This window comes from Paenibacillus darwinianus (assembly GCF_000598065.1).
Classification (GTDB): Bacteria; Bacillota; Bacilli; order Paenibacillales; family Paenibacillaceae; genus Paenibacillus_I; species Paenibacillus_I darwinianus.
Genome location: NZ_KK082172.1, coordinates 30,768 through 47,820 on the forward strand (window position 1 = coordinate 30,768; position 17,053 = coordinate 47,820).

11 protein-coding genes are annotated in these 17,053 nt (G+C 54.7%); 9 read left to right on the top strand and 2 right to left on the bottom strand.

The annotated features are described in order from the left end of the window. From BG52_RS15440 to BG52_RS10350, 6 genes are all read left to right on the top strand, one after another. On the top strand, positions 1 to 920 hold a 920-nt coding region (locus BG52_RS15440), incomplete at its 5' end, for an amidase family protein (RefSeq protein ID WP_036584342.1). Between the two features lie 16 nt (positions 921 to 936). Further along, positions 937 to 2,379 (top strand): Asp-tRNA(Asn)/Glu-tRNA(Gln) amidotransferase subunit GatB, encoded by a 1,443-nt coding sequence (gene gatB / locus BG52_RS10330; protein ID WP_036584340.1) that lies wholly within the window; start codon positions 937 to 939, stop codon positions 2,377 to 2,379. A 228-nt stretch (positions 2,380 to 2,607) separates the two neighbouring features. Next, on the top strand, positions 2,608 to 3,303 hold the full coding sequence (locus BG52_RS10335) for an MgtC/SapB family protein (RefSeq protein ID WP_036584390.1): 696 nt from the start codon (positions 2,608 to 2,610) through the stop codon (positions 3,301 to 3,303). A gap of 19 nt (positions 3,304 to 3,322) precedes the next feature. Then, positions 3,323 to 5,290: a DUF4097 family beta strand repeat-containing protein gene (locus BG52_RS10340; protein WP_036584337.1), complete on the top strand. Its 1,968-nt coding sequence runs from the start codon at positions 3,323 to 3,325 to the stop codon at positions 5,288 to 5,290. A gap of 78 nt (positions 5,291 to 5,368) precedes the next feature. Further along, positions 5,369 to 5,806 carry a peroxide-responsive transcriptional repressor PerR gene (gene perR / locus BG52_RS10345; RefSeq protein ID WP_036584335.1) on the top strand — a complete coding sequence of 146 codons (438 nt, stop codon included), beginning with the start codon at positions 5,369 to 5,371 and terminating at the stop codon, positions 5,804 to 5,806. A gap of 132 nt (positions 5,807 to 5,938) precedes the next feature. Further along, the gene (locus BG52_RS10350; RefSeq protein WP_036584333.1) at positions 5,939 to 7,672 is read left to right on the top strand and encodes a glycosyl hydrolase family 18 protein; all 1,734 of its coding nucleotides are present in this window, start codon (positions 5,939 to 5,941) and stop codon (positions 7,670 to 7,672) included. A gap of 120 nt (positions 7,673 to 7,792) precedes the next feature. Here the strand turns inward: BG52_RS10350 and BG52_RS10355 are convergent, their stop codons facing one another. Then, a complete protein-coding gene (locus BG52_RS10355; RefSeq protein WP_036584331.1) occupies positions 7,793 to 8,155 on the bottom strand; it encodes a YgzB family protein in 363 nt (120 codons plus the stop codon). 155 nt (positions 8,156 to 8,310) lie between these two features. On the opposite strand from BG52_RS10355, the gene BG52_RS10360 reads away from it, so the two are divergent. The 3 genes from BG52_RS10360 to BG52_RS10370 all read left to right on the top strand — a co-directional run bounded on the left by BG52_RS10360 (position 8,311) and on the right by BG52_RS10370 (position 16,774). Beyond that, complete coding sequence (locus BG52_RS10360; protein ID WP_036584328.1) at positions 8,311 to 9,195, top strand: nucleotidyltransferase-like protein; 885 nt, start codon at positions 8,311 to 8,313, stop codon at positions 9,193 to 9,195. A gap of 121 nt (positions 9,196 to 9,316) precedes the next feature. Beyond that, positions 9,317 to 10,252, top strand: a complete 936-nt coding sequence (locus tag BG52_RS10365) for a stalk domain-containing protein (RefSeq protein WP_036584326.1) — start codon at positions 9,317 to 9,319, stop codon at positions 10,250 to 10,252. Positions 10,253 to 10,264: 12 nt separating this feature from the next. After that, positions 10,265 to 16,774: a hypothetical protein gene (locus BG52_RS10370; protein WP_144340789.1), complete on the top strand. Its 6,510-nt coding sequence runs from the start codon at positions 10,265 to 10,267 to the stop codon at positions 16,772 to 16,774. Positions 16,775 to 16,854: 80 nt separating this feature from the next. Here the strand turns inward: BG52_RS10370 and BG52_RS16485 are convergent. Continuing rightward, the coding region (locus tag BG52_RS16485; protein WP_223298984.1) for a hypothetical protein at positions 16,855 to 17,053 on the bottom strand (199 nt) is incomplete at its 5' end.

Sequence of the window (17,053 nt, forward strand, 5' to 3'; positions counted from 1 at the left end):
GCCAGCCTGCCGCTTACTGCGGCGTAGTCGGCCTTAAGCCGACCTACGGCCTCGTATCGCGCTTCGGCCTTGTCGCGTTCGCTTCGTCGCTCGATCAGATCGGGCCGATCACGAAGAACGTCGAGGACTCCGCTTACGTGCTGCAGGCGATCGCCGGCTATGATCCGCAAGATTCCACGTCGGCCCATGTAAGCATCCCCGATTACACGTCCGCATTCAGCGGCGATGTAAGGGGCTTGCGCATCGGCGTGCCGAAGGAGTACCTCGGGGAGGGCATCGATCCGCAGGTGAAGGAAGCGGTGATGGCTGCTTTGAAGGTGTACGAAGGACTCGGCGCGACATGGGAGGAAGTGTCTCTCCCGCATACGGAATATGCGATCGCCGCGTATTACTTGCTCGCATCCTCGGAGGCGTCATCCAACCTGGCGCGCTTCGACGGGGTCCGCTATGGCGTGCGCGCCGACAATCCGGACAACCTGATCGATCTGTACCGCAAATCGCGCAGCCAGGGCTTCGGCTCGGAAGTGAAGCGCCGGATCATGCTGGGCACCTATGCGCTGAGCTCGGGTTATTATGACGCGTATTACCTGAAGGCGCAGAAGGTCCGGACGCTGATCAAGCAGGATTTCGACAACGTGTTCGAGCGTTGCGACGTCATCATCGGGCCGACGGCGCCGACGACGGCTTTCAAGATCGGCGAGCAGGTGAACGATCCGCTCACGATGTATTTGAACGATATTTGCACGATTCCGGTCAACCTGGCCGGCGTGCCCGCGATCAGTGTGCCGTGCGGTTTGGCGGACGGCCTGCCGGTCGGCCTGCAAATCATCGGCAAGGCGTTCGACGAGACGACGGTGCTGCGCGCGGCTTATGCCTATGAGCAGTCGACCGAGCATCACAAGCTGCGCGCGCAGCTGTAGGAGGAGCGAGAAACCCATGACGCAAGCAACCAAATACGAAACGGTCATCGGGCTGGAAGTGCACGTGGAGCTCCATACCAAGAGCAAAATTTTTTGCGGCTGCTCCACGGCCTTCGGCGCCCCGCCGAATACCCATACCTGTCCGGTCTGCCTCGGGCATCCCGGCGTTCTGCCGGTGCTGAACCGGCAGGCGGTGGAATACGCCATGAAGGCGGCGATGGCGCTCAATTGCGACATCGCGTCGATCAGCAAGTTCGACCGCAAAAACTATTTTTATCCGGACTCGCCCAAGGCCTATCAGATTTCTCAGTACGACCAGCCTGTCGGTTTGAACGGCTGGATCGACATTGAAGTGAACGGGGAAACGAAGCGGATCGGCATCACGCGCCTCCATCTGGAGGAGGATGCAGGCAAGCTGACGCACGTGGACGGCGGCTATGCGTCGCTGGTCGACTTGAACCGCGTCGGTACGCCGCTCGTCGAGATCGTATCCGAGCCGGACATCCGCACGCCGGAGGAAGCGAAGGCATATCTGGAGAAGCTCAAAGCGATTATGCAATACTGCGAGGTATCGGACGTGAAAATGGAGGAGGGCTCGCTGCGCTGCGACGCCAATATTTCGATCCGACCATGGGGGCAGGAGCAATTCGGCACCCGCACCGAGCTGAAAAACATGAACTCGTTCCGGGGCGTGCAGCGCGGCCTCGAGTATGAGCAGTGGCGTCAGGCCGAGGTGCTGGACGGCGGCGGCGCGGTGGTGCAGGAGACGCTGCGCTGGGACGATGCGGCCGGCCGCACGATCTCGATGCGCGGCAAGGAGGAAGCGCACGACTACCGCTATTTTCCGGACCCGGACCTTGTGCAGGTGCACATCGACGACGAATGGAAGGCGCGCGTGCGGGATTCGATTCCGGAGCTGCCGGACGCCCGCAAAGCGCGCTACACAAGCGAGCTCGGACTTCCGGCGTATGATGCGGGCGTGATCACGTCCTCCAAGAAGCTGGCGGATTTCTTCGAGGAAAGCCTGAACTATACGAAGGACGCCAAAGCGGTATCCAACTGGATCATGGGCGATCTGCTCGGCTATCTGAACGCAAACGGCCTGGAAGTCGAGTCGGTGAAGATCACCGGTCAGGGGTTGGGCGAAATGATCGGCCTGCTCGAGCAGGGGACGATCAGCAGTAAAATCGCCAAAACCGTTTTCAAGGAAATGCTGGAATCGGGCAAGCGCCCGCAGCAGATCGTCGAGGAGCAGGGGCTCGTGCAGATCAGCGACGAGGGCGCCATCCAGGCGGTCGTCGATCAGATCGTGACGAACAACCCGCAATCGGTCGAAGACTATAAGGCGGGCAAGGAGAAAGCGATCGGCTTCCTCGTTGGCCAGGTCATGCGGGAGACGAAGGGAAAAGCCAATCCGGCGCTTGTCAACAAGCTGCTCATGGAGCGGCTTAATCGGTAATGCACAACACAACACGGCATCGGCGCAGGCGCGTCCCTCTGGGGCGCGCTTTTTGCCGGCTCTTGCTGTTATCGGACGCGGCGCCGTCGGACCGGATGCGGGGGCATATACTGCAAGTCCGCAATCGGTTTTGACCATGCAAATTGGGGTTTGAGCACTAAAAGTCAACCATATTATGTTACAATAATTCTATTGCAGAAAGGTTGTGAGCAGACGTTGTCATCCGTTATCGATAGTCCTTGGTATATTAACGAGCTGCATATTGCCCTTCGTTTGTCGCTTGCCGTTCTGCTCGGGGGCTTGATCGGTTTCGAGCGCGAGCAGTCCAACCACGCGGCCGGTCTTCGAACCCACATCATGGTGTGCCTCGGCTCCTGCCTGCTGATGCTGCTGTCCATTTACGGCTTCGCGGACTTCGTCAACGAATATAACGTGCGGGTTGATCCGGCCCGTCTCGCGGCAGCGGTCATCACAGGCATTGGCTTTCTCGGCGCCGGTACGATTCTGCACACGGGCAAGGCGATCACGGGATTGACGACGGCCTCGTCGATCTGGGTCGTATCGGCGATCGGACTCGGTGTCGGCGCAGGCTTTTATTTCGCGTCGGCTTTAGGCACCTTTATGGTTCTCTTTGTGTTATGGGGTATGGACAAAATCGAGAAAAGATATGTGAACGGCAAAAGAGAACGCATCGTCATCATCGTGGCCGACGACCGGCCGAAGCTGCTTCAGCCGGTGCACGAACTGCTTCTGAGGCAGGGCGTGAAAATCCGCAAAATGGCGGTGCGCGACGATTCGGCAAGCCATGAACCGAGCCGACTGGTCATCGAGGCGCAGGTCACGCTGCCTAAGCATGTGCAGGAAGTGCCGTTGCTCGAGGAGCTCCGCAAGCTGGACGGCGTACATGCCGGAAGCGTGGAGTAGCGGAGGGAAGGACGGAGCCATGCCATTAACAGGAATCAAACGTTTTTGGGCAGCCCTGCTTTCCTTTACGGTGCCGGGGGCCGGGCAACTGTATATAGGCCGTATCCGGACAGGGCTGACCCTGCTGCTGTCGGCGGTTACGGTGACGGTCGCAATCGTCTATTATGCGGGTGTGTCGGGCGGCCGGCATGCCCTGCTGCTCGTTTACCTCGGACTGGCTGTGCCCGTCCTTTATTTCTACAGCATGTATGACATTCTTCAGGCTACGTCCCGCAGAACGCCGCCCCCCGACTCGAATCCGAACGCTGAGGGCACCGATGCGGAACCCGATGCTGACGCCGATGTCGGGACTGCTCCGGCTGCGGCCCGCGCGCAAGGATTGGGCTTGATTGGCGCCGGCCTGCTGCTGCTTCTGCTTGTCCGACCGACGGAGACGGCCGGCCGCTGGCTGCTGCCGGTCGGCGATTATTTGCCGGCCGCGGGGCTGCTCGTGATCGGTGTGGTGCTGTATGCAAAAAGGGGGATCTCGATGTATCGTTTAGGCAGGGTGACGGCGGCCGTCGCCATCGTGGCGGTCGGCGCCATTTTATTATGGGATCAGATAAAAGGGCGCAACGATATCGCTTTGCTCATTCACTGGTGGCCGGCGTTGCTCATTATGCTCGGCATCGAGATTGTGGCTGTTTCGATCGGCGTCCGGACGACCCGGAAGCAGCTGTCGTTCGATGCCGGCGGTCTGGCGCTGGCGGCTGTCATTGCGGTGACCGCGCTCGGCGTGACGCAATTCAACGCGCTTCCGTTCAATTGGATCGACCAATGGAAGGTCGATGTCGGCGGTTTGACCGGCTTTGGGGAGGAAAAAGGTTTTCAATATACAAAAAATCCGGTGGCCTTTGACCTTCCGGAGGGCGCGCGCGACCTTGTTATCGACAATCCCAACGGCAAAGTGACGATGCGCGAGGGCGATGTCGACGGCATCCGGGTCGAGACGGTTGTCTGGGTGGACATTGTGGATCAGGCCGAAGCGGATAAAATCGCGGAGAAGTCCGTCATTGAGATATCGGGCGACGAGAAGGTGACCGTCTCGGCGAAGGGCGAGCCGTTCGGCGTTAACGGAGGCGGAAAGCCGCGGATGAATCTGGTCGTCACCGTTCCCCGAACGCCCAATCCAAAGCGCGGCGCTAACGCTCTTCCCGAATTGGGTTCAGCGGGAACGGACGCCGGGACCGCCGACAATGGCGCCGCCGGGCCGAATTCGACCACGGCGGAAATGACGGCGCCGACAGCGCCTGGGGAGAAACCGGCTCCCAAGCCCCCGGTCCAGGAACGCCCTTCTGGGGAGGAAAGCGTACCTGAGCCTGAGCGGAAGGCAGGGCTGCAAACGATCACCATCCGGGTTATGAACGGACCGATTGACGCAGCGGGGCTCAACGCCGACGAACGTGTGACGGTGGAAACGGCGAACGGGGAAATTGCGCTTCGGGATATTCGCGCCGCAGTGAAGGCGACGACGAAGAATGGCGGTGTCGAAGCATTCGATATTGCGGGAGATGCGGAGATCGAGACGTTCAACGGCACGATCCGCGCGGAACGGATTGGCGGCAGCGCGATCGTGTCAACCGTCAACGGCAGCGTTAAGCTTGCCGCTGTCGCCGGCGATATCGAGGCCGATACGAAGAACGGCGCGATCACGGTCGACGGAGCACAAAGGGCTCTGCTTGCGGATACGCTTAACGGCCGGATCGAGGTGCGCAGCGCGACGGTCGGCGGGACTTGGGACATTGGCAGCGCCGTTGGCGAAATCGCGCTTTTCGTGCCGGAGAACGGCGACTACGATGTGTCGGGGGCCGTCACCTTCGGAGACATCGAGACAGACCTGCCGCTCAAAGTGAGCAAGAAAACGATCACAGGCGAGATCGGTGAAGGTACTTACCGGATTGGCATCGACGCTAACAGCAGCATTGCGGTGAAACGTTACCAGTCGTAATCGGCGATTGCCGAATTGACAAAAATGAAACTGAACACGTACAATAATGCTAACTACTTAGTGAAAGGCGTGAGGGGAATGGGAACAAGCGTCGTCGAAGCTCTGGAACAACTCAAGATGACCGGTGTCCGTATGACCCCGCAGCGCCACGCCATCTTGACATACCTCATGGATGCGATGACCCACCCGACGGCGGATGAGATTCACAAATCGCTGTCACCACAGTTTCCGAGCATGAGTGTAGCAACCATTTATAATAACCTCAGGTTGTTCGTCGAGGCCGGCTTGGTGCGCGAATTGACATACGGTGACGATTCCAGCCGATTCGATGCGGATTTATCCGACCATTACCATGCCATCTGCAAATCATGCGGAACGATCGTTGATTTCGAGCACCCGCCGCTGCTGGAAGTGGAGCGCGTGGCATCGAAGGAAACGGGTTTTGTTGTAGAGGGACACCGGATGGAAATTTACGGTTTATGCGGCGAATGCTCCACCGCAGGCAATACGCATTAATTTTCAAACTGCCGAAACTTGGTCAGACTTTCAATCGTCAATAGACGTACAGAAAACGCGGGGCGTCGCTCTGCATTTCTGTACGTTTTCTTTTTGCAGCCGGAGACGACGTCGGCATGGGGGGGATCGGTTTTGGAAACGGTAAGGCTGCGAACGCCGAGACGGAGAGGCTCGGGTCCGCGCCGGGTAATGCTGTTCTGCGCGCTGATCGGGTTCTTTATCGGCGGTTACCTGGCGTATTTGCGGTATATACCTAACGGGGATCAAGTCGTGCCGGAATACGGCTTCGAGTATCCGATCGTTTATCGCGGGGAAGTGTTGAACACCGGCGCCAAACGGGAAGTCGAGGAGTTGAAGCTGCCGATTGAGGCGGTGCAGCAGGTGCTCGGCGCCGATGCGCCGATTCGTTATGAAGCGGAGACCGGCTCGATCATTCTGACGACTGCGGACAAAGTACTTCATATGAAGACGGATGCGCTGACGGCCAGTATGAACAGCAAGCCGTTCGAGCTGACAGTCGCCGCCGAAACGGAGGGCGACCGGGTCTATATACCGCTGACCCCCCTGACGGAGCTGTACGGATTGCAGGCGGAGCAAGCCAAGGGAGGCAGCGGAATCGTTACGCTGTTCGAATCGGGGCAGGCGATACAGCTCGGCCGCGCGTCGTCTGCGGATGGAGTGGCAATCCGGAGCGAGCCGACGATTCGCGCGCCGATCTCAGAGCAGCTCGGCCGCGGCGGCGCGGTGCGGATCTGGGGCGAGAAGAACGGCTGGTATCTCGTTCAGGGGCCGCTCGGTTACGCCGGCTACGCCGCCAAATCGGACATTGTTTTGGCGCAAGTGGAAATGATTCCGGAGCTGAAGCGGGACGAACCGTTTGTTGCCTGGAAGGTGATCGGAAGCAAAATCAACCTGACCTGGGAGGCCGTCTACCAGACCGCTCCCGAGCCGGCCGAAATCGGACCGCTGCCGGGAGTCAACGTTGTCAGCCCGACCTGGTTCGAGCTGCAGGATGGGAAAGGCGCGATCCGGTCCAAGGCGGATAAAAATTACGTAGCCTGGGCGCATAACCGCAATATGCAGGTATGGGCGCTGTTCAACAACAGCTTCGATCCCGATCGGACCACGCAAGCGCTGGACGACTTCGGAACGCGGTTCCGGATGATTCAGCAACTGCTCGCTTACGCAAAAATGTATATGCTCCAGGGCATCAACATCGATTTCGAGAATGTCTATACGAAGGACAAGGCCAATCTGGTGCAATTCATCCGCGAGCTTACACCGCTGGCCCATGACCAGAACCTGGTCATATCGATTGACGTGACGCCGAAGTCGAGCAGCGAGATGTGGTCGGCGTTTCTGGACCGGGAGGCGCTTGGCCGGGCCGTCGATTATATGATAGTCATGACTTACGACGAGTATTGGGCCTCCAGCCCGAGGTCGGGCTCGGTCGCTTCGTTGCCTTGGGTAGAGCGCTCCGTCCAGCGTATATTGGAGGAGGACAACGTGCCGCCGCGCAAGCTGGTGCTCGGCGTGCCGCTCTATACCCGGATCTGGACCGAGAAAAAAGACGAGAATGGCAAAATCGCAGTATCCTCCAAGGCGGTCGGAATGGAAGCGGTTGAGGAGCTGATCACGGAGCGCAAGCTCAAGCCCGTCTATCAGCAGGCAACCGGCCAGAACTACGTCGAATATACGGAGAACGGCGCTTTGATCCGCATTTGGATCGAGGACGAGACCTCCATGAAAGCAAGGGCCGAGCTCGTCAAAAAATACGGCTTGGCCGGCGTCGCCTCCTGGCAGCGGACGTTTCAGAAGCCAGGGATATGGAACACGATTCAGGACACGCTTAATCTGCGGCCATAAGATGCACTTATCGTTATTGTTTGTAAAATTTTAAAAAAAGAAGCTTCGTCTTCACGGCGGTCTGCCGGAGGAGACGAAGCTTTTTCGCGGAAAGCGGATGGAATGGGATGGGATTTGCAATTACGTCGCTTGACCGTTCGCACCGTCGGCGGCATGCGTCGCTTTGTCGGGATCGAGCGTCAGCATCGTTTTGCAGAACATGCAGCGGTCGGTTTTGCCCAGCATTTTCGTCGGCTTATGGCATTCGGGACATTCCAGCATGACCGCGCTTGTCGACAGCATGCCCGCCCAGAAGTAAATGGCCATGCTGACGAGCATGGATATCAGGCCGAATACCATAAAGATGCCGGCGACGACTTTGGCCGCTTGACCGCCCCAGAGAACGATGCCCGCTGTGCCGAGTATCATGATGCCCATGCCGAATAACGTGAAGAAAAGTCCCCATAGACGGAACTCGTTGATTTTCGCGGATTTAAAAAACATGAGGGTTCATCCTTCCGAAAAAAAGAGATATCGCGACTTTCTGCAAACGAGCAGGAAACGGACCCGCTGTTGTCGAACAATACTGCAACCGCAGAATATTATTATAGCTTAAACCACTACAGGATGCTAGGAATTCTCTGCTATGGGGGATCGTTGTGGAAGCGATAAAAACGCATTTCTTCGACATTTTTCATAAACGGGCGGGGTTGGTCGGCCTGATGGCGATCGACAATCCGTATCCGTACAATCCGCTGATCGACGGGCTGGATCTTCTCCTGCTGGCCGTCATGGACAAGGAAGACCCCGATCGGTGCGTGGAGCATGCCGGCTACAGAGGCAAACGCGTGCAGATTCGGTCGGTCGTTCCGTCCGTATTGGAGCAATGGATTGCCGGGAATGAAAACCGAAACATCATACCATGGTTGGTGCGGGGTGAGATTTTGTTCGATCGGGAGCAATATTTGGCGCAAATCAGGCAGCGGCTTCTTGCTTTTCCGGAGGGGCTGCGCAAGCAGAAAATGCTGGCGGAGTTCGCCGCGTTCCTGCGGACGTACCTGCATGCCAAGCAGGATCTTCAGGACGGCAACATTCTCGACGCGCACAGTCACATTTTAACGTCGCTGCATCATTGGGCGCATATCGTGCTGATCGAAGAGGGCGTGCATCCGGAATTGACCGTGTGGGCGCAGATCAAGGGCTTTAACACCGGTGTCTATAAATTGTACGAGGAGCTGACGGTCAGTCCGGAGACGCTTGAGCAGCGCGTACAGCTCGTGCTGCTGGCTTGCGAGTTCCAAGTGATGAGCAGAATGAAATTCTGCTGCCGGCTGCTGCTTGAGCTGATGGAAAGCAGCGAGGAGCCGTTGAGCGTGATGGAACTGTACAATCATCCGGAGCTGCACCACTTAAGGGTTGATCTTTCGCTGCTGCTGCAGAAGCTCGTCGTCCGCGGCTTTATCCGCGAGGTGGCCGTCATTCCGGATACGGGCGATACCGAAGCTTTGGAGCTGAAATACGCGCCGCTCGCAAATGATACTTGAAACAGGGCGTTGGTGTCTGTTATAATATGGGAAATGATAGGAACGGTGGGAAGCACCCGCCTTGCATGGAAATCGTGCAGGGAGGGTGTTTTTTTGTGAGGACAAAGGGGAGAAAATGAGCATGAAAATGACAAAAATGATGATGAAAATGACAAAAGCTTTGATTTTATTTATCGCAACAGCGATGGTGTCGGTTGTATCGGCTTCTGCGGAAGCACCGGCCATCGGGTCTAGCCTGACTGTATTGCTGGATGGAAAAAGAATAGATTTTCCGGACGAGAAGCCGCAGGTGGACTCCAGTTCCCGCGTGCTGATCCCGGTTCGGTTTGTTTCCCAGGCGCTGGGGGCAAAGGTGGGGTTTGAGGGAAAGACGGTGATCATTACGCAAGGCGCGAAAATTGTGCGGCTTACGATTGGTTCGAACGCGGCGTTCGTTAATGGCGAGCGGCTGGTACTGGATACGAAGGCGGTCGCCGTCAATGGGCGGACGCTGGTTCCGCTGCGCTTTGTCAGCGAGGCGCTGGGGCAAAAAGTTCGCTGGGACGGCGTTGGCCGTCGGGTGTGGATCGGGGAGGAAAAGGTGCCGAGTTTGCAAGAGAGTGATGTGAAGGTTTATCCGTTGGATGGGTTTAAAAAATACTTTACGAAAGCCATGAATACGTCGTATCTATACGGCGTCACCGATGTTACGATCTTTTCTCAGAAAAATTTTCCGATTCGATTTGAGGATGATTTTGATAATGTGACGATTTACAGTGTCACTCTCGTCCCGGTGAAGGACTACTTTGAGGTACAAATGAACTACTCCGGTAAACATTTCGGCATTTACTACTTAACCGGGGATGGAATGCCAAGATCCAGATTCAATTCAGCTAAATACCGGGTGAATAATCCGGACGGTACTTTCACGGCGACCTTTAGTTTTCGGACTGACGGGGATCTTTACAACTATAGCATCAAAAATTGGAAGGACATGAAGCCGGAAGATGTAAAATATGTGGGGTTCTCGGTGGGATTGGAATCACTACCGCTTTTGGAAAAACCATTTGTTAATTGAGGGGCGGCGTAAATGAGAAGAAGACGAACTATCGCTCTTTTCTTTTTATTGATGTTTACCATCACCAGCATTCCTTTCAGCCATTTCGTGAAGGCGGGCACCATTCCGTCCATCCCGGACAACGATCCGATTGTGGGCGGAACGGATGCCAATCAATTTTATTTTGTGGCGATGTATATTACCAGCATCAATAAAAATCCGGATGGCTACTGGACGCCCGGCCAACGAGGGGGATCGCATCCGAATATTGCTGCGCCGTATGAGTTTACGTTAACCGACAGAAAAATCGTCGGCTTGGACGTCAAACCTTTCACACAAGCTATGATCAACCAAGATGCCAAATGGTTAAAGGTTTATGAAAAATCCCGAAGCGACTATGCTTGGAACACAATTGTAAATGCAGTGAACAATACGTACACGCCGAGTCCGGTAAATATCGCGGGAAAAGGGACCGATACTGTTTCCTTCGACGTTAATATGTCGGGCATCGTCTTGGACGCCCCACAACCGGAAGAAACCAAACGTGGCGAGGAAACCATTGGCATGACCTTCTACTTCCCCATGCTCATCACCATCACCACGGAACCACAGCTCATCATCAAGCACTTCACCACAACCGGCCAGAGTCTCGACGGCCTGTTTGCGGACCGGAAGCAGGTGATGGCTAACGGCCAATCCTATACGATTACACCGCCCGGCAATGCGCAGTATACTTATGCGGGCTACAAGCAAGCGAATGAAACGCCGCCAAGCGGAGGCAGCCCGACAACCGGTAATTATCAATTCACCTACGATAATACATACAACCGAAAGTACGTCTTTCTGTATTATCAAGCAGGCGGCCAGATCAATGTGCGCCAAATGGTACGAACCAGCACCACCGGGCCGTATAGTCAACAAGGAAGCGCATCGACACCGGTCAATACACTCCCGGATACAAGAACGATTTCATCCAACTCCAGTTACGGAACGGTTACAGGTAAAAGCCTTTCCTATACCGCGTTCTCAGACACAGCAAGCGCCGGTTCTTCCGTGTCGGTAAATTTGACAAGCTCGCAAAAGACCGCCTATGTCACCTTTTTTTATGAAAAGTTAACGGCTTTCTCGGGCGACTTCGACGTTCTGCCGCCAACGATTAATTATCGCGATTCCTTTACATTCCGGCCGAAAAATTTTGTGCTGAACGGATGCAGCTATATTTCGCACTCCTATAAAATCGAGAGGGACGGCATAAGCTTTCAGACGCCCCCGGTATTCGGGCAAACGACGGAAACCAGCTATTCGCAGGATACATACCCGTTCGTAATTGGCGTGGGTTCGCATAACGTTTACCTGAAAATTCGGACGAGCTGCGGCGAATCGGACTGGATCGGTCCGAGAACGCTGATCGTAAGCAGCCCGGCTGAGAATAATCCCCCAAGCTTTCGGATCGGTTTCGTGTCTCCTAATGAGCCGACGAAGCCTGTCTACGAAGTGGTGAAAGGGACGAAGCTGGACCTGATCTACATTAGTGATCCCAGCGTTCCGACCCCGACCGATCCGGACGGCGACAACCTTTACTTTAACGGCTTCGACTTTGCGTCGGGAACCGGCTTTATTCAATCTATTCCCTCCAAAGGTACCGAATATATGGACGGCTGGCGCGGCATTACGATGGACACCCTCGGCTATCATGCCGTTACGGGCGTCATGCGGGATGAATGGGGGGCAACCTCCACCGCCAGAACCTATATCAACGTCATTCCGGAGAATCCGGTTCCCGTTGCTACCTGTCCGCTCGAAGTGATTGAAAACCATCCTGTCCCGGCTTCCGCTTTCAGTTCGAGCGGCAGCTACAGCCCGGTCGGCCGAGCAATCGATTCTGCCCGGGACGAGTGGACCAACCGGCTTGCCAGCTACTCGAACGGGACATTCGAAAATATTACGGTGTTTGCGTCGCTTCATGTTTACGACAGCTCCGGGTTAAAATCGCTCAGAGCCTCAGAGTGCTCCATTACCGTTAAGCCCGACCTTCCGCCGGTGGCCAAGCTGGTCGTGCCGCCGGTCGGCATCCGGAACGTATCGGTTGAAATTTTCAATCAATCGACCAGCCCGGACGGCGATCAAATCGTCGCTGCCGAATACCAGTACAAATACGATGCTAACAACAACGGCTTTGCCGATGAAGCATGGCAGCCTGTCACGGGCACATTGGCCAAAATCAATTTCTTGCCCGGTAAAGTCGGTAAATATTTGTTCTACGCCAAGGTGACCGAGGATTATGGCAAGTCTGGCGACACCGCAAGCGAACCGGAATCGATCTACACGCTGGACATCGTCAACAATGCGCCGGAGGTTTCATTCACAATCGAAGGAAATAACCCGCAGCCGAACCTCGACCCCTACACATCGGTCACTCCGGCAGCCATGCTCAATTGGCCTGTATTTGAAACAAACAGCTCGAAGTATGTCTTGAACAAAACAAACCTGTGGCGCGTCACGGGCGGCAAGCTGGTCAGCGGCGAAGGGCGCAACTTCGGGCCGCAGATGCAAAACTTTTATCGCTATGATCGAACAATCAACAATTACAACCGGGTATCGCTTGATTCGTTTCCGTTGGTGAACAACGGGTACGGCAATAACAGGCTCTCCCCGTGGAGATCGGCGACAAGCTATACGCTGTCCACGACCCTAGTGGACGAGGAGAAGAACCAACCGCTCATTTATAGCTCCTCTTGGACGCAAAAGCCGCCGAAGTTCCGATCGAACAAGAAATTTTTATACCTGCAACCGCAGAGCTCCTATAATAGCGACACCGGTGCCTATCAGGATCGCATTGTCGCCATCGATCCGAAGAAGCTGTCACCGATCGTTTCGACTACGGTATGGTTTTCGACGACCTATTCGTACCGGAACGGAAGTCCGACTGCCTTTGTCATCAAGCAGCCCGACAGCACAACTTTCACTTACAATGGCACCAATCTAACAGGCTATAAACAGCGGATTTGGGATTGGGAGATGGCAGGAAAGACGATTTACGTATTATTTATCTGGAAAGGCTATTACAATAATCAGCAAGTGATGTTTGGCGAAATGGCCACCTATGATGCTTTAACGGGGGCTAAATTGAAAAGCTCTTTCGATACGCCGGGTTTTGATGCGCAACAAATATTTCCGGGTGAAAATACCGGGGCTTTCGGATACGAGTTTAAATTTACAAAGGGGGAAAACCTGGTACTTGCCACAAATTATCAAAGCTACAGTACCGTGCAAAACATTACGAATAAAGTAACAGAGATTACGCCCGAATTATCAATTGTCAGACGTGCAACATGGAATATGGTTGCGCCGACGGATCGGTTTTTGACGAGCAAACCGCCCGGGGACCGACGATACCGACAGAGTGATGCGTGGAATGTGGATGCGAACGGCGCCATCTATTTTTACGAGGGGTATCTGGTTAATTATGATGGCCGCTACAACTATAACAGCGTGATCACCAAATACAATCCGGATTTCAGCTTGGCTTGGCGCACGGCATTGCCCTACTCTCCAGCCAATAATGCACCTTCGTGGGATCACGCGAGTACCTTTGCAGGGAGTTGGTCGCATAACGAGCCTTATGTTTCCACGGCTTTTGATTACGCGAACAACGAGATTATCGCTAAAATCTATTATGATCACTACCGTCAAGGCTATATGTTCCCGGATACCCACGAAGAGCTAACCGTGATTGATGCAGCCGGAGGAGGGATAAAAACCCGACAAGGAAGCATTTGGGGAAACGACCTTGCTCTGTATCATTATGGCAGCCACCTGTGGTCTGAACCGGGTGGAACAAAATGGACGGCCAACTGGTCGGGTGGGCGCAGCCTGTTCCCGAGCAGCACGGTAACGAAAGAGGGCTACCGGACCACCTTTCTAAAAGATGCTTCCTGCACCCAATATTCCCTGACCGAAGGATACAACCGGGTATTTGATGCCGCCGGAAACGGTATCGGCTATATCGGCGCCCCTTCGGACCAGTGCAGGCAACAGTTCGGCGAGTATTTCGGCGACGGGGTTTACGTGACGGTTAAGCAAGCCTATATGGGCTGGGGAAATACAAGCCCTGGTTATGCGTCGGTGGGCGTCTCTGTCGGACCGCCGTCAACGGCCCCAGAGCTGATCCGATCATTTACGAACGGCCAGTTCTATTCCAATATTACGCTTGGAGACGCGGAGGTTAAATACAGCTTCAGCATGGACGACGTTGATTATGACGCGCAATGGCTTGGCTTTTCTTTTCGAATGTCGGATACCCGCAATCGGTATTCGTTTGAAACGAACGGCAGCAATATCGCCATCGCCAAATACGTAAAGGGTACACGGACGGTGCTGGCAATTGGAACCTACCCGATGCAGGACAAAACGGATTACGGCATTCGAATCAAATTTACCGGCAATCAAATCGACGTGTGGCTTAATCATATTCCGATCCTGAATGCGACTGACAGCACATACGCATCCGGTCGATTCGGATATTTTGCCGACAAATCTTTTGTCACCTATGGCCCTTTGCAATACAAGGCGCTTACGGAGGCCAGTGTGTGGTCTGCACAGTATGCGATCTGGAAGGAAGGCAGCGCCAAAGCCGATGTGCAATATCGCGATATTGCCTTTACAGATCCGGAGAACGATCCCCAAGCCGGAGCCTACCAGTGGGCAATCCAGCACACACCGAGATTTATCGATAACCAGGGGTTGTCTGCGATAGACGGGCAAGTGTTCGCAACGCAGCAGCTAACCTTCGATAAAGTCGGCGATTATAACGTGAAGCTGCGGGCCATAGATGATCCGAATCCGAATTACTTGACACCGAGCATGGTATTTGACGGTTACCGCAAACCATCCAATGAATTTACTAGGAAAATTACCGTGCACCGCAGACCGATCGCCGACAAGGACAATACGAAGGACGCGGACGGAAACATTTTGTGGACCGACCGAAGCCGGGATCCCGATCGGTATGCAAGCCCTGCGAATTATTCGACCGAAGCAACCGGAATCGATTATTTATCCACCAAGGGGATACTTGAAAAACGCTTCTATTTCGTGTCGCCGAGCGGCAGTTATGTGCCTGAAAAGCTGATTACCCCGACGGAAATCGGCACATATGAAATCGGGATGGCGGTGAAAGACGAATACGGCGCGTGGTCGAACTATGATACAGACTACATAACCATTGTCACACTGCCTCAGCCCAATACGGCGCCGGTGCCGGGATTCACTGCAAGCCGCTTGAATACGTTCCGCGGGGTTCCCGTTACAATCGATTCCACGGCATATGATGCAGAGGACGGGGGAAGAATGAATCTGCCTCATACGTACTACATACGCAACGAAACGAACAACGGGATTGAAACGATTCAAAGCACGTCAAGAACGAACTGGACAAAAACGTTTAACTCTCTCGGGGCGATGAATATCCGTCAAGTCGTAGAAGATTCGGCAGGGGCCACCGCGCAGCGCCAGCTGCAGGTAAATATCGTCAACCAACAACCAACGGCAAATCTGACGGCTCCAATGAGCGGCGATCAATCAGCCCCGAGTTCATTGACTGCGCTAAGACCTGCGTTCACTTGGAGGTACAATGATCAGGATCACGATGTCCAAGTGCGGTACCAAGCCAGAATTTATCGATATGGCGGGGACCTTCAGCTGGATTCCAATGTCATCGACGGCCCGGTCCCCACTTGGACGGCATCGGCGGATCTTCCGGAAAAGACAAGCCTGTATATCATGGTAAGGGTGTTTGACGGCTATGATTGGAGCGATTGGAGCAGCCCGAAATATTTCATTATTGAAACCAATCAGCCGCCTATTCCCGAATTTGACTGGAAGACCAAGCCGATTTGGGAAGGAGATACGATCTTTTTAATCAATCAATCGGCCGATCCGGACGGTGATGCCATGACTTACAATTGGTCGGTACGTCAACTTGAGACGGGCGAGCAAACGTCGTCCTCGGCGGTTGAACCGCGACTCGGTAAAGTGCGGTCCGGAATCTACAGGGTTACGTTAAACGTTTGTGATGGCAAGGGATTGTGCAATGCGGCGCCGATAACCCATGACATCGACGTGCTGCCATTGACCGTAACGGGTGGGATTGGCCATATGCCGGCCTGGTTGATGCGCCATCAGGAGGAAGGGCACGAGACAGTGACCGATCCGAAGGATTTTTATGCGGGAGAAACCTTGCGGCTGCGCGCCGTCACCGCGAGTGCGCCGGTAGAGCTCGTGTGGGCCGTACTGGAAACCACCGGTTTAGACGGAAGGAAGCTGGTAACGAGAGTAGCCTTGAACGCAACGGGCGTCGAAAATCGGTATGCCGGGGATATGTATGACGCACAATGGGATTCATTTGATAAAGGACTGCCGAAAGGCGTTCATCGTATACGGTTCGAGGTTGTTTATGCGAATGGTGTGACCAAAGAAACGGAATTGCCGTTTAGAATTATCGGGCATATTACGAGTGCCATCGGCGTTCAACGTAGACAGTAAGGCAGGATCAAGGCTGGACTACACGGACATCGGAGAAAATGTCGGTTCAGCCTTGACTTTGTTTACATCAATGTGTTACATTAGTTTTCGCCGCTTCGAAGGAAGTCATGCAAGGCGCGGACAACGTTTCCGCTGGGAGAACATTCCGATAAAAAAAGCTTGCATTGAAGAGGGCGAACGTGATATATTATAAAAGTCGCCGCTGAGAGGTTGCGATGAAAGAAAGAAACGAAATAAGGCGCTTTTCTTTCTCGGCTTTCGCCGAAAAAGAGAACACCA